Here is a 19735-nt window from a genome sequence, read left to right on the forward strand (position 1 = left end):
GTCAGCCTCCGGTACCAGTTGCAGCGATGTGGTTCCCTGCCCCGTCAGGCAGGCTTGCAAGCGTGTCGATTCGTGCGATCAGGTCCAGCGCGTTGCCGAGGATTGCGGCCTCGGTTCGCGGTGAAATCGATTCATATGCGAAAGAATCAGCCAGAACTTCGATTGAACTGAAGCCTTCACCATTTTCCAAACAAGCCACACGGCGTCCGGTCGGAAAATCATCTGTTTTGTTGGCAGGCAGCGGCATGCGGGCATTAGCCAGCAAGTAGCGATTGCCCGAATGCGTACGAAGAGCGACGCCGAATCCTGTGCCAGGGTGCTGACGGTTCAGGGTTTTCAGTTCGCCAATAAAGCTTTCACGCGCAAGGCTGACAGCGTCTTGCTCGGAAGCAACGGATTTGATCTGGTTGGTCACGACAGAGACCCTTGTTCTGGAGTTGAGCAGAAACTCGCACGGTGCCAGAAGGCAAAAAGACTCATTAACTCCTGCGCCCAATCAATTACGATTACCGCGGTGTTATTTTGACGCGAATAGGATATTTTGGCGTTTGAAATGTGGCACAATTATGATGGCGTCTCATAGAAAAACCTCAACCTATGAGAGTGTAAGCCACGACGTTGACGAGTTGCCCAAGTTTTTATGGCTTTGATTGCTTGTTAAAAAGTCCGAGGTTCCGTGGCGTCAAGGATTTACATGCTGCTTCTTACTTTTTTGAAATATATAGAAATAATTTCTATTTCTGTGATCGAAGGAACCTCTGATTGAAATTCGATACGAAACCACTCACCTCAAGTTACACTTTTTGGAATGTGCTCCACACAAAGAAGTCTTTGAGCGACTCAACGTATGCGAGTTTAAGATAAAGAGAAAAATTGCGATAAATGTTCGCTAAATGGAAACAAAAAGAAGGACCAGAAAACGGGCCTTCACACAGGTGAAATTACGACCAAAACCAGCACCTGAGCACTGTTCGTGCTGGAAAGACTGGCCAAACTGCATTCTCACTGTCCAAGGCACGTTCTTTAACATTTGGCACATGCGAGTTCTGGTTAAACTTACTTGGGCAAAAGATTGTTTCCAGCGAGACGATAATAAACTGCCCTCTCGCTTGATTTTACCTCTCGCACTCATTCAAAAGCTTTGCTATTCAGCGCGTCGTCGCGGTGCTTCGGCATCGGGTTGCGGGTGTGGCGAAATTGGTAGACGCACCAGATTTAGGTTCTGGCGCCGCAAGGCGTGGGGGTTCAAGTCCCTCCACCCGCACCAACACGACTTCTTACCATCAATGTGATTGATCGCTGGCGAACTTACGCAGTTCAAACGCCGTAGCGGGCCATAAACATGTCGACGGCCTGTAATGCAACCTCGTCTATCTCGTTCTGGTCAAATCGATTTTGGATACCGAAAGCCGCGCGGCCCCATAGTCGGACTTTGCACAGTTCAGAAAACTGCTCGGCCGCGATGTTGACGTCTTCAACCGCCAACTCACCTTTGCCAACTGCCTTGGTCAGATATTCGGCCATCTGGCGTTGGCCGTTCTTCGGTCCTGCTTCATAAAACGCTTTACCAAGCTCGGGGAATCGGTCGCGCTCGGCCACACATATGCGAAAGACTTGCTGCGCGAAGTCCGAGACGAGAAAAGCCGTAAGCTGAGTGGCTGCTATCGTCAGCACCTCGCGGGCTGGCTTGGTCTCATCGATCATCGAAAGGATGCGTTCAGACATCAGGCGACATTCGGTCTGGGCAACCTCGGTGAACAACAGTCGCTTGTCGGGGAAATAGCTGTATAGCGTTGCCTTCGAAACACCCGCCGCACGCGCGATGTCATCGACGCTTGCGCCTTCAAACCCATCCGCCATGAAAACCTCTCGGGCCCCACGTAACACCTGGTCGAATTTACGGCCTGTACGCAGGATGGTGGCGGCTTGGGTCATGGTGTCTCCGGATTGCGATATCCTGCAACACTATAAACCGTTCGGTTCAGTTTCAACGCTTTTCACTCCGATAGCGGTTTTGGCACAACGTTACGGCTTCAATCGTACCGCCGACCGTGCGTCAACCTTGCGAGCCTGACCAGCCATGTTAACACGTTGCCATGGTCGAGATATTTCTGCGCACTCTCCCCTTTTTCGCAATCATCGGCCTGGGGTTCTGGGCCGGACGCAGCCGGTTTTTCCCTCCCGAGGCGACAGCATATCTAACCAAGTTCGTGTTTTTCTTTGCTTTGTCGGCTATGCTATTCCGGTTTGCCGCCACCCTGCCCTTTGCCGAAATTTTCAACGGTCGGCTGGTGATCGGGTATCTGATCGGCACTGCTGGCGTCTATGCGCTGGCGACGGCTATCGCTTATCTCCGAGGGCTGGACATCCCCACCGCCGCGGTCGAGGCGCAATGTGCTGCTATTGGCAATGTTGGGTTTCTGGGCCTGCCCATGCTTGCGCTTTTATTCTCCGAAGCTGCCATAGGTCCAGTGATGTTGGTGCTGACAGTTGATCTGGTTGTGTTTTCCTCATTGATCGTGATCCTGATCAACGGTGGCCGCGATGGTCGGCTCAGCCTGGGGACGATGCGCCTGATCGGGATTGGCCTGCTGAGAAACCCCATGATCTTGTCAATCTCCGCCGGATTGCTCTGGTCTGCATTAAAAGCGCCTGTACCGGTGCCTCTGAATGATTTTCTGACGATTCTGGGCGGCGCTGCTACGCCAGGTGCGTTATTTGCCATCGGGGCATCACTGGCGGACAAATCGGCCGAGCGCATCCAGATCGCGGGTTGGTTAAGCTTTTGCAAGCTGGTGCTGCATCCGCTTTTCGTCGCACTAATGGTGATTTGGCTGATCCCGGTTGCCGCCTTTCCGGCGATGGTCGCAATCGCGGCGGCGTCTTTACCAGTAGCGGGCAATGTTTACATGCTGGCCGCGCACTACGGTGTGGCCCCGCAACGGGCATCTGCTGCCATCCTGTTATCTACCATCGCCAGCATTCTGACCGTCCCGCTGGCGATAGGATGGGTCAGCGGATTCTGATCTTCACCTTTTCGAAAAATGAGCTTTCCAGAGGTGGCTGCACTTTACGCCGACGCTGCAGAGCGTTAGCCATGGCCCGGACACAACGTAAGGATCAGCTTGATGGAAACCCTTTCGGAAAATGCCTGTTTTGGTGGTGTGCAGGGCGTTTATCGCCATGCTTCCTCGGCCTGCAAATGTGATATGACATTTGGCCTTTTTCTTCCAGCCGAAGCCAAGGACGGCCCCGTTCCTGTTCTGTGGTATCTGTCGGGCCTGACCTGCACCCATGAAAACGCCATGACGAAGGCGGGTGCCCAGGGTTGGGCGGCCGAACAGGGCATTGCGCTGGTGTTCCCCGACACTTCACCACGCGGCGAAGGCGTGGCAGATCACGAAGACTATGACCTTGGCCAAGGCGCAGGGTTCTATGTCAATGCCACGCAAGGCCCTTGGACGCCTCACTTCAACATGTGGGATTATATTGCCGAAGAGTTGCCGGCCCTTCTGGCCAAGAACTTTGCGATTGATCCTGATCGTCAGGCCATCACAGGACATTCGATGGGTGGGCATGGCGCATTGACGCTGGCGATGAACCTGCCCGGGCGTTACCGCTCTGTTTCGGCCTTCTCGCCGATCTCGAACCCGATGGGTGCGGATTGGGGCCGCAAGCAACTCAGCGCGTATCTGGGCGGTGATGAGGCCGCATGGGCCAAGCATGACGCGTCGGCGATGATGAAAAGCACAGGCTTTGACGGACCGATCCTGATCGACACCGGTGCAAACGATCAGTTTATGGATCTGTTGCGCCCGGAGGCACTGGCGCAGGCAATTGCCGAGCGTCGCCAGCAGGCCACCTATCGCCTGCAGCCCGGCTATGACCATTCCTACTATTTCGTGTCCACCTTTATGGAGGATCACATCACCTTCCACGCCGAAGCGCTGTATGGGGACTGAGGCATGAGCAAATATGACTATGACCTGATCATCATCGGCTCGGGCCCTTCAGGCCGGGCGGCGGCGATTCAGGCAGGCAAATTGCAGCGCCGGGTGCTGGTGATTGACCGCAAAGATCGTTTTGGTGGTGTCTCTGTTCATACCGGAACGATCCCATCGAAAACCTTGCGAGAGACGGTGCTGAACCTGTCAGGCTGGCGCGAGCGCAGTTTTTATGGGCGCTCCTACCGGGTCAAGGATCAGATCAGCGCCGAGGATCTGAAAGCACGGCTGCACATGACACTCGATCATGAGGTCGATGTGCTGGAGCATCAATTCAACCGCAACCATGTTGAAACGCTGAACGGGTTGGCGACGTTCACGGGTCCACACGAGATCGAGGTGGCTACGGATGCAGGCGAATCCACGCGTCTGACAGCAGCCAAATTCCTGATCGCCACCGGCACCAAGACCTACCGGCCAGATTACGTGCCTTTCAATGGCAAAACTGTCGTCGATGGGGATGATTTCCTTGAGATGGAGGAAATCCCGCGTTCGCTCTGCGTGATCGGTGCGGGCGTGATCGGCGTTGAATATGCAACCATGTTCTCGGCGCTTGATGTCCGGGTGACGTTGATCGAACCGCGCGAGACGTTTCTGGATTTCATCGACAAGACACTGATCCACGATTTCACGCATCAGATCCGTGAAAATGGCGTCGATCTGCGGTTGGGGGCAGCCGTCGAGAAAATTGAAGACGCCGGTAGCCATGTTGAGATCACGCTGGACAATGGGCGACACGTCCGGGCCGAGATGCTTCTGTTTGCAGCCGGGCGGATGGGGGCGACCTCGGCGCTGAACTTGGACGCGGTTGGCATTGAAACGGATCATCGCAATCGTATCAGTGTGGACCGCAAGACCTATCAGACCTCGGTGCCGCATATCTATGCCACCGGAGACGTCATCGGGCATCCGTCGTTGGCCTCAACTTCGTTGCAACAGGGACGGGTCGCGGCCTGTCATGCGCTGGAGACTCCAACCCTGCCGGAAAGCCCCTGGTATCCGTATGGGATCTACTCGGTCCCCGAAATCTCAACCTGCGGGATGTCCGAGGAAGAACTGCAGGAGCGTGGTATTCCCTACGAAGTGGGTGTGGCCCGGTTCCGCGAAACCTCGCGCGGGCACATCATGGGGTTGGAGCATGGCATGCTGAAGATGCTGTTCTCGCTCAAGACCCGCCGGGTCTTAGGGGTTCAGATTGTCGGCGAAGGCGCAACCGAGCTGATCCATATCGCGCAGGCGGTGCTGAACCTGAAAGGTACGGTGGACTACTTCGTGCAGAACACGTTCAACTATCCGACCCTTGCCGAAGCTTACAAAATCGCGGGGCTGGATGCCTTTAACCGGATGCCCATTCCGGACGAATTCAAGGTGCGCAAATCGACGCCAAAGGCAAAGTCAGCGCCAAAGGTCAAAGAGGCGTGACGACGCTTTACATCGATGGGGATGCCTGCCCGGTCAAGGCCGAGGCTGAACGGGTGGCAACCCGGCACAAGGTGCCGATGGTTCTGGTCTCAAACGGAGGGCTACGCCCCTCTGCCAACCCGTTGGTGCAGGTAGTGATCGTCGCCTCGGGAGCAGATGAGGCGGATAAGTGGATTGCCGAACGCTGCGGCACCGGCGATATTGTCGTTACCTCTGATATACCGCTGGCCGCCAAGTGTATTGAAGCCGAAGCACGTGTGCTTCGGCCCAGTGGCGAGGCTTTCACCGCGGCCAATATCGGTCAGCAATTGGCAATGCGCGATCTGATGGCGGACCTTCGCGCGGCAAACCCGCTGGGGACAGGTGGCGGAGGAAAACCATTTGGCAAAGCCGACCGGTCGCGTTTTCTAGATGCGCTTGAGCGCGAGATACGCGCTGCCCTTCGCAGGTAGTGCTCCCGCCGGTCAGAGACGCATCAAAGATGCATATCCTTCCGTTGGGCTGGGCAGCGCGTGCGGCGCTGCGGTTGGCGCTTGCATCTCTGACCTGCGCTTGGTTCAGTCGTTGTGATTGAACTGGTATGGGATTAAGTCATGGCCATTGAAGCCGTCATCTTTGACATCGGAAATGTGCTGATCGAGTGGCAGCCCGAGCGCTATTATGATCGGGTAATCGGCGAGGATCGTCGTCGCGCCATGTTTGACGAGGTCGATCTGCATGGGATGAATGATCTGGTAGATCAGGGCCATCATTTCACGGATACAATTTACAATTGGGCGGACAAGTACCCGGAATGGCACGATGAAATCCGAATGTGGCATGACAACTGGATCGAACTGGCCGCGCCCGAGATCCCACATTCAGCGCGACTGCTGCGCGCGTTGCGGACCAAGAAGATCCCGGTTTTTGCCCTGACGAATTTTGGGGTTCAGAATTTTGACTATGCCACTACCGTTTATCCGTTTCTGAATGAGTTTGATCGTCAATATGTCTCGGGTCGGATGAAGACGGTCAAACCTCGTATGCCAATTTACGAAATGGTTGAGGCCGATTGCGGCATCCCTCCCTCGGCGCTTTTGTTTGCAGATGACAGGATCGAGAATATCGAAACAGCAAGGGCGCGCGGATGGCAAACGCATCACTTCATCGATCCGCAGGGTTGGGCGGATCGATTGGTTTCTGAGGGGCTGCTGACCGCTGAAGAGGCCGCATAGCTCAGGCTGTCACGCCGGTTGGTGAGCGATTTTCGCGGATGGGCAGGTGAATGATGGCGCTGAACGCTCCGATAGCGACGCCGATCCACCAAACCATGGTGTAATCACCGAATTGGTCGTACATGCGCCCGCCTAACCAGATGCCCAGAAAACTGCCGATCTGATGGCTCAGGAATACGATCCCGTAGAGCGTGCCCATGTACCGCAGGCCATAGAGATGTGCGACAAGGCCAGATGTTAGCGGTACGGTCGCCAACCAGAGCGACCCCATCACAAGCGAGAATGCGATCACGGACAAGGGCGTGATTGGGAACACGATGAAGGCACCTGCGGCAAGCGTTCGGCCGGTGTAAACCGCCGCGAGCAGGTACTTCTTCGGAAAGTGATTTCCAGCCCATCCGGCCAAAAGGGTTCCGCCGATATTGGCCAACCCAATCAACGAAATCGCAATCGCCCCCAAGGCTGAAGTTGTGGTGATCCCCATCGAATGTAAGAGGCCTCCGGGTTGGATCGGGCCGCACATCTCGGTGACGAAGGCGGGGAAATGGGCTGTGACAAAGCCCAGTTGATAGCCACAACTGAAAAAGCCGATCGCAATCAGCGAATAAGACGGGTCGCGGAATGCCTTGGACAGGATCTGCCCCATACTCTCTTCTAGCTCCGTCCTGCTGACGGGCTGAGGCGCGCGCATGAATGGCAATGTCAGGATCAATGCAAGGATAGCCACCGCAAAGATCAGAAACACTTGCTGCCAGGGTAAGAAAGTCAGCAACCACTCCGCTGTGGGTGCGCCAATGACTTGCCCGAAACTGCCCGCTGCGGTGACAATCGCCAATGACATCGAGCGGTTCGCATCCGATGAGGCACGACCTACGACCGCAAGGACCACGCCAAACCCCGTCCCAGCGATCCCGAAACCCACGAGCCAGGCATACATCTGATGTTCAAACGGGGTAACGGACCATGCCGTCAGGACCATTCCCGCCGTATAGGTCAGAGCGCCCAGAATGATGGCGCGCCGATCCCCAATCTTTTCCGCAATGGCGCCAAAGATCGGCTGGCCGATCCCCCAAGCCAGGTTTTGTATGGCGATCGCCATCGAAAAATCGCTGCGTAGCCAGCCGAACTCATCCGCAATCGGTATCTGGAACACACCAAAAGAGGCGCGTACGGCAAAACTGACTGTAATTACGAGGCAGCCGACGATCAGGATCGGGTTCAGCAAACGGGTGGATTGCGACATTGAGGCTCCGAAGATTGGTTCCAGCAGACGTTAGCGGTACAACTCGGCGCGTCAATTCAGGAGTTTTGTGACGCCAGTTCAGCAAAATTGATGTGTCTGGAAAAAAGGTTTCTTTTCAACACACGAAGCGATCGGTATGGCTCAACTCATGACGGATCTAATTTCACACTATGAAGATCTTATTGCTGATGGGACACTGACCCGGGACGACGCGCAAGAGGCTGTGCTGCCCCGGTTTGAGCGCATTCGGGCAGCCTTGGCCGAACCGGTTAAGCGTGGATTTTTCCGCAAAGCGCCGCCGCCACCCAAGGGTTTGTATCTTTGGGGAGGTGTTGGGCGCGGCAAGTCGATGTTGATGGACATGTTTGTCGAGACATTGGGTGAAATCCCAGTTCGACGGGTGCATTTTCATGCGTTCATGCAGGAAATCCATTCCGGTCTGCACAAGGCGCGTGAAGACGGCGTTGAGGACGCTCTGGTCCCTGTGGCCGATGCAGTCATCAAATCGGCGCGGGTGCTGGCCTTTGATGAGATGCAGATCGTCGATATCACCGACGCGATGATCGTGGGGCGGTTGTTTGATCTGCTCTACAAGGGTGGTGTCGTTATCGTTACGACTTCGAACAGACATCCGGATGATCTATATAAGGATGGGTTGAACCGGCAGCTTTTTCTGCCTTTCATTCAGCATATCAAAGAGCAACTGGAAGTGTGGGAGTTGGTTTCACCCACGGATTACCGGCAGAACCGACTTGAAGGCTCGCCGGTTTACTTCACCCCCATCGGGCCCGAAGCGCGGGAAAAGATTCGTGAGGTGTGGAATGATCTGTCGGGTGGACCGGCAGAAGAGCTGGCCCTTCAGGTGAAGGGTCGCGAAGTTGTCCTGCCCGCCTTTCGCAACGGCGTTGCACGGGCCTCGTTTTATGACCTCTGCGGACGAATGTTGGGTCCAGGAGATTACCTGGCTATCGCAGAAGCGCTGAAGGTATTGGTTCTTGAAGACATCCCGCGTTTGTCACGCAATAACTTCAATGAGGCAAAGCGCTTCGTCACCCTGATCGATGCGCTTTATGAGGCGAAAGTTCGGCTGATTTGTTCCGCCGCTGCCGAGCCCGAGATGCTCTATGTCGAAGGAGAAGGAACCTTTGAGTTTGAGCGTACGGCCTCGCGCCTGCGGGAGATGCAAGACAAGGATTGGGGCAGATAGGGGGTGCTGCCCTGGCGCAGGATCTTTTTCATCAGGCGGAGGATCAGGCGTTTTCTCTAAGGATGTTTCCCGCAAGATAAAGCGACCCGCAGATCAGAATGCGTGCATCAGGGGTTTGAGCGGTGATTGCGGCGAGCGCGTCTGTGACGCTGTCTGCTGTTGTGGCGGTCAGATTCACCTTAGCAGCAGCGGCGGCGGTTTCGTCCGAGCTCAGTGTATTCTGCTCACCCGGGATCGATACGGCCGTCAAGCTGTCTGCCCTTTGGGCCAATGGCGCGAGATAACCGGTGACATCTTTGGTATTCAGCATACCACAAATCATATGCGTGGGACGTTCTGGTAGTGACGCTAAAACCTCGGCCAAAGCAGTGCCTGCAGCCGCGTTGTGACCGCCATCCAACCACAACTCAGCTTGAGGGGCCTGCTCAACCAGAGGACCGATTTTTAGCCGCTGCATGCGCGCGGGCCATTCGGCCTTGGCCACAGCGGCCTCGTAGGCATCATCACCCATTTGCAGGTGGCGCAACGCAGCCAGAGCCGCGCCTGCATTTTCGATCTGATGAGCACCCAGTAGGTTTGGCATAGGCAGATCGCGCAAACCGGTTTCGTCCTGATAAATAAGGCGACCGTTCTCAGTATGAACATGCCAGTGCTGCCCGTGGACCATTAGCGGAGCGCCCAGACGGGCTGCAGTATATTCGATGACTTCCAGCGCCTCATCTTGCTGCGGGCCGACGATGCAGGGAACGCCCGGCTTGATGATTCCGGCTTTTTCAGCGGCGATCTTGCCCAAAGTGTCGCCCAGGAACTGCTCATGGTCGATCGAGACGGGGGTGATGACCGTCAACTCGGGCCGTTCGATCACGTTGGTGGCGTCCAGCCGCCCGCCCAGCCCGACTTCGAGCAGCGTATAGTCAGCTTTGGTGCGGGAAAATGCCAGCAGCGCGGCGCAGGTGGTGATTTCAAAATAGGTGATGTTCTCACCGCCATTTGCGGCGTAACACTCATCCAGCACGGCGGTCAGGTCGGGCTCGGAAATCAGCTCACCTGCCAGTCGGATTCGCTCGTGAAACCGGGCCAGATGAGGTGAGGTATAGGCATGGACCGCATGCCCTGCCCCTTCAAGCCCCGCCCGGATCATGGCCTGGGTCGAGCCCTTGCCATTGGTTCCAGCGATATGAATGACCGGAGGCAGCTTAACCTGAGGATTGTCTAGTGCCGCCAGCAAACGCCATACCCTGTCCAAGGTCAGGTCGATGATCTTGGGGTGCAGCGCCATCATCCGGTCTAGGATGGCATCCGAAGATGGGGAGGTCATTTTTCGACCGCGTCCTCGGTGGGTGCCTCGGTTGGGGCTTCTTCCGGCTCGGGCGCAGGAAGGTCGCCTTTGACCGCAGGGGGCTGCTTCATCAGCATTCGGGTGATGGTGATCAGCTCATCCCGCATCTCGGTGCGTTTGGTCACTCGGTCGAGCATCCCGTGATCCAGCAGATATTCAGCGCGCTGGAATCCTTCGGGCAGTTTCTCACGAATGGTCTGTTCGATCACACGGGGTCCGGCGAAACAGATCAGGGCATTGGGTTCCGAAATATGAACGTCACCCAGCATCGCGTACGAGGCTGTAACGCCGCCTGTTGTCGGGTGGGTCAGGACAACAATATAGGGCAGGTTTGCTTCTTTGAGCATCTCCACTGCGACCGTCGTACGCGGCATTTGCATCAGGCTCAGAATGCCTTCCTGCATCCGCGCGCCGCCGGCTGCCGAAAACAGGATCAGGGGCCGCTGTAGCCTAACAGCCTCCTGTGCTGCAGCAATGATGGCATTGCCTACATACATGCCCATCGATCCGCCCATGAACGAAAAATCCTGCGCGGCAGCCACGATCGGGGTACGGCCGATTTCGCCAACGGCGACCAGCATCGCTTCTTTCTCGCCGGTCTTTTTCTGGGCCGCCTTCATGCGGTCAGGGTATTTTTTCTGATCCCGAAACTGCAGGGGATCGTCTTTCGGTGCCGGGACATCAACCTCGGAAAAAATACCGCCATCAAACAGATGTTGGAACCGATCGCGCGGCGTGATTGCCATGTGATGGTCGCACTGGGTGCAGACATTCTGGTTTTCCGCCAATTCGCGGTGGAACAGCATGGTTCCACACTCATCACACTTGTGCCAAAGGTTTTCGGGCACTTCGCGGCGCGAGAAGATCGAATTGATCCGGGGGCGGACGTAGTTTGTGATCCAGTTCATGTCGGAACCTTGATAATGCGGCGTTGACGTCAAATAAGACGCAATGCCGGGAAATGCAATCAGCGCCTGAGGACCAATCTTGCGGTGAGCCACCCCACGATCATCAGCGCAAAGTCGACTAGCAACCAAGGTCGCAACGCTTCGGCGTCCGATGCCTCATAAGGAAGATGGAACAAGGCCAGGCCACCAAGGTTGTCGGGGAGCGAAATGACAAGCAGAGCCGCGATGTTATTGAAAAAATGCAGCGCAATGGCGGGGCCCAGCGTGCCCGCTCGCGCGGTCAGATCGGCGGTCAAAAGCCCAAATGTCAGCGCCCAGATGGCAATCAAGACCGCATTGTCTCCGACCGTCGCGGGGCTGTAGTGGCCAGCTGCGAACAAGATTGATGGCAGAACCATCCAGATCAGCGGAGACCGAAACCGCGCGGCCAGGCCCTGTTGCATATAGCCTCGGAACAGGATTTCCTCGGCGCTGGTCTGAATCAGCACCGCAACAGCGGATAAGGGAAGCAGCAAAAGCCATTTGGTTAACGCGAGATTCGCCACCAATGGTGCACCAAGGTCATAGGGGGGGAGTATGAATATGACTGCACCCAGCAGAAGCAATGCGCGAACAACGCGCCAAAACTGCCAGATTGCGATGGATTGTTCGCCCAGGACCGAGGCAAGTGACCGGTGCTGAAATAATCGTGCCCCCAACGCCACGCCAATAGTGACAAAAATAAAGCTGGAGAGCACAATAAGGAGCGCTGTTGGCGACGATCCATTCAAGAATGTGACCGCCGACCCTGATGAGCCAAGACTGGCAACGATTGCGAACAAGATTGCATTGAGCGTGACCACAACCACTGAGACCAGCGCAAGACCAGCCAACAAGCGCCATATCTCGGGATATCTGCGGGCGGCACCTAGCAATTGCTGATGACTTGAATAGGCACCCCGCCTTTCATTAGTGCTCATGGGATTGCTCAGCACTTACCGAAGGCAGGTCATCCCCAATTGGAGTGTTGGGGTCACGCAACCGCTCGGACACCGTGGACAAATATCCAGCCACGGTTTCAAGCAACCTCATCGCAACGCCCGCGTCACTTTCAATCACAGCACGCAATTCCTCCGCGCCGATCCGCAGGAACGAGCAATCCGTGAGGGCCACCAAATCTAATTGTCGCGGCTCATTGGTGATAATCGCAAGATCGCCGATAAGGCGCCCGGGTTCTACTATCGAGAGCGAACGCATTTCACCGTGTTCATTCAGCCAATTCAGGCTCGCCGAACCCGAAATACACAAATACGCCGCATCGGGAGCCTGGCCACGTGCGAAAATGGTTTGACCTGCCGCGACCTCGTACCATTGGGCCGAAAACGCCAGAAGACGCTGGTTGCGCCCATCGACTCGTGAAAACAACTCGGTAGAAGAAATGATCTTGAGTTTCCGGCTCAGGTCGTCCGTCCCGGTATCTTCGGCATCGGTGGACACGCGCGAGACACCATCGATGCGACCGTCCTTTATTTCAACAAACAAATCATAGGCTTCCGGATGGGCAAAATGATCCTCCATAAAGATCATAATCGAGTCGGGTAATAACTCGCGCAGCTTCAGACGGGTCCGCAGGCGGCTTTCAGAGTCGTGGCTGGCCAGTGCCTTGTCGAGTATCAGGATATCGGGGCGTTTGATCCCGGCACGAGAAAAGGCAGCACGCTCCTGAAACACTGTCGGAAGGTTATTCCCACCTAACCCGGACGGCAGGTCGTAGATGATCGCGGCGGCCCTTCGGCGCAGCCCGGCCTCGTTCAGAACCTCCGCGACCAGATCTTCGATCTCTTCTGCATGAGCACCAGCCATGATGGATACCCGACCATACAGAGCGTTTTCCATTGCTGTCAGGCGGGGAACGTAGACGTCCGGTGACACCGGCACGAACATCGCACCCATAGCGCCCCGCAGCCGTTCGGCCTGACTGTGACGAATGGAAAGGATTTTGTCCTTGTACTCCTCAGGGAAACTCGGGCCGATTTGTTCAGCGGTCAGCATGAATGGGACGGTCAACAGCAGCGCACGTTCCTGATCGCCGATGGCTTCCTCGCCCTTGGTTTTGCGGCGCTCTTCGATATCGAGCAGACGGTGGTACATGTCTTTTGACATGCCAAGCCGCAAGAACAATGGGTGATCGGCCCCATCTCGCCCGAAAGTCTGGTTTAGGGTTTCCAGAACGGCCTGAGCGATGCTGAGCGCGTCATCATCAAGGCCATTGCCCGTAAGCAACGACAGAAACCGGTGGTCCCCCGCCAGAATGTCCGGTGCGATATCATGCGTCGGTGAAGCGAACAGCAGGTTCCCGCCCAAGGGCACGGCGGGATTGAACTGGTCAGGATCGAACCGATAGACATACTTGTCCAACCCGCGCTCTTGCAGGCGTGTCGCAACGGTATCTCGCAGATCGACTATTTCTTTCGCCAGTACCGGGTGTACTTCCGGGTCGAACTGAGAGCGCAAAGTGCGCCGGAACATAAATTCATCAATGCCCATCGCTTCGACAAGCTGGAACCACCAATCACGAATATCCTCGATGTCATCAAGACCCGCGAGGCTTGGATCGATCCATTCATCGGACAGTGAATCGGGTGGGTTCCCGGCGCGCACGGCTTCGATCTGGCGGCGTGAGGGGGCCTGCAATGCACCACTTTCGTGTTGAGGATGCGTGCGCAGCGGCATTAGCAGGTTATCACCCAATGTTCCGTCGAACAGGTAAGGGCGTGAATAGGCATAGCCGATCCGCGCCGCAATCACCGCCTGATGCAGGCTGTTGAGGTTGTGGCCAGCCATCAGAACCTCGCCTTGAACCGGCAGCACTTCGCGCGTCAGCAACTGCGCAAGCGCACTGCGTTCCGAAGCGTGTTTCGACTGAATCGCAACCCGAGCGCCTTGGGGAATGGTAAGATCAATATCCTCAAGGATGGTCTTGCCGTCATCATCACGAACGGTCACGTTGCGCAGTTCGATATCGCCGGTTAGGTGCGGGATTGCCTCGGGGACGCCCTCAAACAACTGTTCGGGTATCATATTCGATGGGGCAAACCGTTCGGTCACAATTTCCCAGCGCAGTGACATGTCCTGTACTTGGTTGTAGTAGGTCAGAAGATCCTTCCAAGGGCCGCTGAGGTCTTTATATGCACCCAACGCGGCGACCAATGCGCCTACTGTCACCTCGCCCGTGATCGCCAGATAGCCGCCTACTGAATAGAACAGGAAGGGTGTCATCTGAGTGATCAGATTGTTGAGGAACTTCATGAAGAACTTCTTGTTGTAGATCTTAAAGCGGATCTCGAACAAGGTTCCTAGCCGATGGCTGAATTGCGCCAGACGATAGCGCCAGCCGCCATTGGTGCGCAGATCGCTGATACCAGCAGCACTTTCGCCAATCTCAGAGCTCAGCCGCCGGACCTCCTGAATGCGATCCTTGTTTAGAAGGTTGATCTGACGCTGCAATTTGGGAATCAGCCAGGCCTGCAAAGGGATCAATGCAATACTGGCCAGACCAAACCACACGCTTTGCATGAAAAGAAACGTGACGATCGTCATCATCTGGCCGAACTGAAAAACGGGCTGCGCGATGGCATCTCCCATCAACCCGCCCATGGGTTCGGCCTCGGACGTGATCATCGATACCAGTTCACCTTGGCTGGTGGTGGCGAAATAGGATTTGGGAAAGCGCATCGAGCGGCTGATCAAGGTAAAGCGAAGGCGACGCAACATCCGCTCGGCGAGAATGCCTTTCATGGTATTGATGCGCATTTTCATCACGCCACTGGCGATGACAGTTGCCAAAAAGGCAAAGCACAGAATCAGCAGGTACTGCACCTGTGTCACGGTGATACCGAGTACTTTCACGGTGTCTGCGGGCGCACCAATCGCGTCGTTGATGATCTGCTTGGGAAGCTCCAACGAAGCGTAAAGGAACGGAAATGACAGAACGGTCAGCAATAGTAGGACCAATTGCTGTTTTTTCGAATGCTTCCATATGAATGAAAATAGGGTGGGTTCCATTCCCCTGCCTCATGATGAGCCTGCATGATCCGGGACAAATGCCGATTGCCCGAGCGCCGACGGTAAGCCTCGGCCCGAGCTATTGCAAGAATGGCGGCTCTTTGCGACGCAGAAACCAGCTGGATAGGAGATCACATTTAGGATTCGGGAAGATTTATCCGCTAATCAAGTAAGACTGGTTTGTCCCCTGCCCCGACTTTGACTAAAGAGGGGCTGTCTTGAAAGATGGGGCGATGGGCAGATTACTGGATCGATATATTCAACTAAAGGCTCTGGGGCGCTGGCAGCGTGCCGCGCAGCAGTCTGACCACCTCGCACTGCCTGAGCTTCGCCGCCAACGTGATGACGCCCGGCGGTTGCGCGGCAAACTTGAACAAGCAATTCAAAAAGCTGATGCTCGCCTGATCCAACCCTTGATTGGGGCGACCCAGTTTCCAAAACCCTTGGGAACGGATTGGTCGTGGCGACCGGACCTGTGGCGGACGCCACTGATCCGCAAAGGTATAGCCTCGGCCCCGCGCAAGGCGCGGATGGATGGGCAGGTCATCCTGTTTCACGATTGCAGCCAGGTCGAGATCGGGCTGCAGCAAATCCGAAATCGGCGAGACAAGGATTTGGCGCCTTTCAGTCTGGCCGTTGAGGTATTTGATTTTCAGGGATCTTTCCTGTCGCTCTCCGTTGATCTGCCCACTGATGCCGCCATAAATCTGTCCCGCCAGCATCTGATGCGGGTCGACACTCTGGTTGAGTGCGAGCGTTCTACCGTTGTCTTCGCCCGCCTGAACATTCAGCATGGCCCTAATACCGAGCAGGTTCTGCGCGAACTTGATCTTTCAACACCTGCGGCGACTGTAGATTTTGATCTGGCCCATCTGAACGTGAATGAGCGTCGAATTGAAAAACTCTGGCTGGATCTGATCATTGATCAACCCGCGATGAACCGTGTGGTGTTTCGTGACCTGACATTTTGCCGTTACCACCGGGCTGATCTGTAAAGGGTACTCAATGTCTCATACCACCCTGACACCAATCCGCTTCGAAAACGGCCTGTGGGAAGGCCATTTGACCAGCGAAAGCCCCCCTCAGATCAAGGTGCTGTTTCTTGGTGAGCCTTTGACTGATGTTGAGTTGGAACCAGCAACAGATGGCTGGGCCTTGCGCATCCCAGTGCCGCCCGCCGCCCTGTCGGAAGGTGTCCATACTGTCGTGATTCACGATGGAACAACAGGCCATAAGCTGGGGGATTTCACCATCATCGCCGGTTCACCCGCCGCAGATGACTTGAGGGCCGAAGTCGCTTTGTTGCGCGCCGAGTTGGACATGTTAAAGCGCGCGTTCCGCCGCTCTCAGGCATCTCAAAGCGAAACCTGACCACAGTACCGATAGGATTGTCCCTATCTTTTCAGGTCCATACGTGCATCATTGGATTGGCCTATGGATCGCAACAGCATCATAAAGGTCATCGCGCTGATGGTGACGGGTTTCGGGATCGGGATCGATTTTACCGGTGCCCTCATGCTGGTCCCGGCAATCGAAAACAGCTTTGACGCCGACATCACCAGCACCCAGTGGGTTCTGAATATTTACGCTCTGTTCTTTGCCATGACGATGGTGGCCGGAGGTCGCCTGGGTGACATGTATGGTCATCGCAAGATGATGATCATCGGTCTTTCGATCTTTCTGTTTGCGTCGGTTTTATGCTTTGTCTCACCCGGTTTGGACTACCTGATCGGCGCACGCGCCTTGCAGGGGATCGGGGCGGGATGCGTGTGGCCCTGCACACTGGCATTTGGAGCCACCAAAGTGTCGAAAGAAGAACACCGCGCATTGGTGATGGGGCTGATACTGGCGGGTGTCACCACGGGTAATGTCTTTGGACCGATGATTAGCGGCGCGGTGGTCAATCTGGGTGATTGGAGGTTGTTTTTCCTCGCCAATGTGGTGTTTTCCAGCATTTCGATGACGACTGCGATCCTGCTGATGGAGCGTGAGACCGAGCATAAGAAAGGTGAACACATCGACTTTGCCGGGATGGGTATCCTGTCTTTTGCAGTTTTGCTCTTGCTTTACGGTTTGGACGTTGGTGCCGATTGGGGCTGGACTTCGCTGCCGCTTTTGCTGCTGTTTTTTGTCAGCGCCGTTTTGTTCTTCCTGTTTCCGAAAGTCGAAAAGAGGGTCAAGGAACCCTTGCTAATGCCTCAGTTGATGCAGAACCGAGAGTTTTTGATTACCTTAGGTCTGAATATGTTCAACGTCTCGGCAGCTTTTGTCGGGCTGCTTTATTTTCCGCAGTATATGCAAAAAGTCTTGGGATGGTCTGTGTTCCAATCGGCGCTGGGTTTGGCACCGCTGACGGTGTTGCTAGCGGTCGGATCGATCGTCTCGGGTACGCTGTATAACGATTTTGGGCCCAAGCGACTGCTGTTTTGGGGATATATTTGCGCCACAGTCGGGGCGGCAAGCGTTGTCATCATGCCCTCCGGGACCGGATATTTTCAGATTCTTCCCGGAATGGCGCTGATTGGTTTGGGCGCAACGCTGACGGTCGGGCCTTCGGGAACAGCCGCTGTATGCGCGGTCAAGCCGGAACGCGCCGGACTGGTTGGCGGCCTGAGTTTCATGACCCATCTGGTCTATGGGGCAATCGCGGTCGCCTGTGCGACGGCGGTCATGTATGTGACAAGCCTGTCCAGCCTGAAAACCCGATTGACTGCGTCAGGCATCAACATGTCCGAGGCTGATCAGAAAGCGATCAATGGTGGAACGCTGAACACAGACTCGGCAAAAGCAGTGCTTGAAAAGTTGAATTCAGGTGAAACTGAAAAGGTTCAGGCCGCCATTGCGGCGGCCTTTGATACCGGAATGAATATGGCTTTTGTATTCGCCACGATCTCAGTCGCTGCTGGAATCGTCCTAGCGCTGATGCTGGATGAGAAAAAGCTGCACAAGGTCGAAGGGTAACCCGTACAGGTGTAAGTATGGGGCCGCTGGTGGCGGCCCCCCTCCCCTTTATTGTGACGGTCCAGTCGGATTGAATGCGGACAGGCCCTTGAGAATATCGATGGCATAGGCCAGTTGATAATCCTCTTCCCGCAGCTCCGCGGTGGCTTCGGCCTTGGCGCGATCTTCTTCGATCTGGCGAATCTCGTCCTCGCTGAGGCTGTCATTGTTCAGGCTGCCACGCAGATCGGCCTCGGACCGGGTGCGGGTGTTTGTATCTTCCTCTTCCTCGTCAACCGGGTTGTTGCGTGGTTGTTCAACGATGATGTCCGGGCTGACGCCAAGCGCCTGAATCGAACGACCCGAGGGCGTGTAGTAGCGAGAGGTTGTCAGACGCATAGCCCCGTCACCCCGAAGCGGCATGACCGTCTGCACCGATCCCTTGCCGAAGCTCTTAGTGCCAACCACGATGGCGCGATTGTGATCCTGCAAGGCGCCCGCGACAATTTCCGACGCCGAGGCCGAACCACCGTTGATCAGCACAACGATGGGCTTGCCCCCGGTCAGATCGCCGGGTGTTGCGTTGAATCGCTCACCATCTTCGAGATTGCGACCCCGGGTCGAGACGATTTCGCCCTCATCCAGGAATGCGTCAGAGACCTTGATGGCCTGAGTCAACAACCCGCCGGGATTGTTACGCAGATCCAGAACGATCCCATTGACGTTTTCGATGCCCCCGGCCTCTTCAATCTGTTCTTCCAGTCCTTCCTTAAGGTTCGGATAGGTTTGGTCATTGAAGGTCGTGACACGCAACACGACACTTGTACCTTCGGTACGTGCACGAACTGCGGTCAGCTTGATCGTGTCGCGAACGATCGTCACGTCGAATGGCTCCTGCTCGCCTTCACGCACGACTGTGATCACGATTTCCGATCCCACCGGGCCGCGCATCAGGTCCACGGCTTTATCCAGCGTCAGCCCCAAAATGCTCTCGCCATCCACATGAGTGATGAAATCGCCCGCTTCGATACCAGCAGCATCCGCTGGGGTGTCATCGATGGGCGATACAACTTTGACAAAGCCTTCTTCCTGCGTGACTTCGATACCGAGCCCGCCAAACTCGCCACGTGTCTGCACGCGCATCTGCTCGGCATCATCAGGCGACAGGTAGCTGGAATGTGGGTCTAGCGAGGTCAGCATCCCGTCAATCGCAGCCTCGATCAGCTCGTCGGTTTCTACCTCTTCGACATACTGGGCGCGAATACGTTCGAAAATGTCACCGAACAGATCAAGTTGTTCGTAAACGCTTGCCTTGTTCTCGGCCTCTTGCGCAAGCAGAGGGCCTGCGATCTGTGTTGTTGCGACTATCCCTGCCACGGTGCCGGCCAGTCCGGCCATCACAAATTTCTTCATA

At 55.7% G+C, this 19735-nt stretch carries 17 protein-coding genes and 1 tRNA gene; 10 read left to right on the forward strand and 8 right to left on the reverse strand.

Annotation, left to right across the window (positions count from 1 at the left end):
- Position 1: 1 nt before the first annotated feature.
- Positions 2–415, reverse strand: coding sequence for a hypothetical protein (locus ACR0BI_RS09645; RefSeq protein ID WP_170393931.1), 414 nt, complete (start codon positions 413–415; stop codon positions 2–4).
- Between the two features lie 767 nt (positions 416–1182).
- On the opposite strand from ACR0BI_RS09645, the gene ACR0BI_RS09650 reads away from it, so the two are divergent.
- Positions 1183–1267, forward strand: a tRNA-Leu gene (locus ACR0BI_RS09650).
- Positions 1268–1317: 50 nt separating this feature from the next.
- Here ACR0BI_RS09650 and ACR0BI_RS09655 read toward each other — a convergent pair.
- Positions 1318–1935, reverse strand: a complete 618-nt coding sequence (locus ACR0BI_RS09655; protein ID WP_170393933.1) for a TetR/AcrR family transcriptional regulator — start codon at positions 1933–1935, stop codon at positions 1318–1320.
- 161 nt (positions 1936–2096) lie between these two features.
- On the opposite strand from ACR0BI_RS09655, the gene ACR0BI_RS09660 reads away from it, so the two are divergent.
- From ACR0BI_RS09660 to ACR0BI_RS09680, 5 genes are all read left to right on the forward strand, one after another.
- Positions 2097–3026 (forward strand): AEC family transporter, encoded by a 930-nt coding sequence (locus ACR0BI_RS09660; RefSeq protein ID WP_170509273.1) that lies wholly within the window; start codon positions 2097–2099, stop codon positions 3024–3026.
- Positions 3027–3128: 102 nt separating this feature from the next.
- On the forward strand, positions 3129–3962 hold the full coding sequence (gene fghA / locus ACR0BI_RS09665) for an S-formylglutathione hydrolase (RefSeq protein WP_170818327.1): 834 nt from the start codon (positions 3129–3131) through the stop codon (positions 3960–3962).
- A gap of 3 nt (positions 3963–3965) precedes the next feature.
- Positions 3966–5426 (forward strand): Si-specific NAD(P)(+) transhydrogenase, encoded by a 1461-nt coding sequence (gene sthA, locus ACR0BI_RS09670; RefSeq protein WP_170393939.1) that lies wholly within the window; start codon positions 3966–3968, stop codon positions 5424–5426.
- A complete protein-coding gene (locus tag ACR0BI_RS09675; protein WP_170393941.1) occupies positions 5423–5878 on the forward strand; it encodes a YaiI/YqxD family protein in 456 nt (151 codons plus the stop codon). Before sthA ends, ACR0BI_RS09675 begins: the two co-directional genes overlap by 4 nt.
- A 141-nt stretch (positions 5879–6019) precedes the next feature.
- A complete protein-coding gene (locus ACR0BI_RS09680) occupies positions 6020–6640 on the forward strand; it encodes an HAD family hydrolase (RefSeq protein ID WP_480562228.1) in 621 nt (206 codons plus the stop codon).
- A 1-nt stretch (position 6641) separates the two neighbouring features.
- Here the strand turns inward: ACR0BI_RS09680 and ACR0BI_RS09685 are convergent, their stop codons facing one another.
- Positions 6642–7883, reverse strand: a complete 1242-nt coding sequence (locus ACR0BI_RS09685; protein WP_480562227.1) for an MFS transporter — start codon at positions 7881–7883, stop codon at positions 6642–6644.
- 148 nt (positions 7884–8031) lie between these two features.
- Between ACR0BI_RS09685 and zapE the strand changes: the two genes are divergently transcribed.
- Entirely contained in the window at positions 8032–9090 is a 1059-nt protein-coding gene (gene zapE / locus ACR0BI_RS09690) for a cell division protein ZapE (protein ID WP_170465594.1), read from the forward strand.
- A 43-nt stretch (positions 9091–9133) separates the two neighbouring features.
- Here the strand turns inward: zapE and ACR0BI_RS09695 are convergent, their stop codons facing one another.
- From ACR0BI_RS09695 to ACR0BI_RS09710, 4 genes are read right to left on the reverse strand one after another with little or no spacing between them, the layout of a single operon-like run.
- Positions 9134–10408, reverse strand: a complete 1275-nt coding sequence (locus tag ACR0BI_RS09695) for a bifunctional folylpolyglutamate synthase/dihydrofolate synthase (protein ID WP_170393950.1) — start codon at positions 10406–10408, stop codon at positions 9134–9136.
- Entirely contained in the window at positions 10405–11337 is a 933-nt protein-coding gene (accD, locus tag ACR0BI_RS09700) for an acetyl-CoA carboxylase, carboxyltransferase subunit beta (protein WP_170393952.1), read from the reverse strand. Before accD ends, ACR0BI_RS09695 begins: the two co-directional genes overlap by 4 nt.
- Positions 11338–11396: 59 nt before the next feature.
- Positions 11397–12296 (reverse strand): CPBP family intramembrane glutamic endopeptidase, encoded by a 900-nt coding sequence (locus ACR0BI_RS09705; RefSeq protein ID WP_480562226.1) that lies wholly within the window; start codon positions 12294–12296, stop codon positions 11397–11399.
- Positions 12286–15381 (reverse strand): ABC transporter transmembrane domain-containing protein, encoded by a 3096-nt coding sequence (locus tag ACR0BI_RS09710; protein WP_480562225.1) that lies wholly within the window; start codon positions 15379–15381, stop codon positions 12286–12288. Before ACR0BI_RS09710 ends, ACR0BI_RS09705 begins: the two co-directional genes overlap by 11 nt.
- Positions 15382–15614: 233 nt before the next feature.
- Between ACR0BI_RS09710 and ACR0BI_RS09715 the strand changes: the two genes are divergently transcribed.
- The 3 genes from ACR0BI_RS09715 to ACR0BI_RS09725 all read left to right on the forward strand — a co-directional run bounded on the left by ACR0BI_RS09715 (position 15615) and on the right by ACR0BI_RS09725 (position 18342).
- Complete coding sequence (locus ACR0BI_RS09715) at positions 15615–16376, forward strand: DUF6478 family protein (protein WP_170509260.1); 762 nt, start codon at positions 15615–15617, stop codon at positions 16374–16376.
- Between the two features lie 10 nt (positions 16377–16386).
- Positions 16387–16752 carry a hypothetical protein gene (locus ACR0BI_RS09720; RefSeq protein ID WP_170407248.1) on the forward strand — a complete coding sequence of 122 codons (366 nt, stop codon included), beginning with the start codon at positions 16387–16389 and terminating at the stop codon, positions 16750–16752.
- A 63-nt stretch (positions 16753–16815) separates the two neighbouring features.
- Complete coding sequence (locus tag ACR0BI_RS09725; protein ID WP_170422711.1) at positions 16816–18342, forward strand: MFS transporter; 1527 nt, start codon at positions 16816–16818, stop codon at positions 18340–18342.
- Positions 18343–18390: 48 nt separating this feature from the next.
- On the opposite strand, the gene ACR0BI_RS09730 is transcribed toward ACR0BI_RS09725, so the two are convergent.
- The gene (locus ACR0BI_RS09730; protein WP_170393963.1) at positions 18391–19734 is read right to left on the reverse strand and encodes a S41 family peptidase; all 1344 of its coding nucleotides are present in this window, start codon (positions 19732–19734) and stop codon (positions 18391–18393) included.
- Between the last annotated feature and the right edge of the window lies 1 nt (position 19735).

This window comes from Ruegeria sp. E5 (assembly GCF_056534105.1).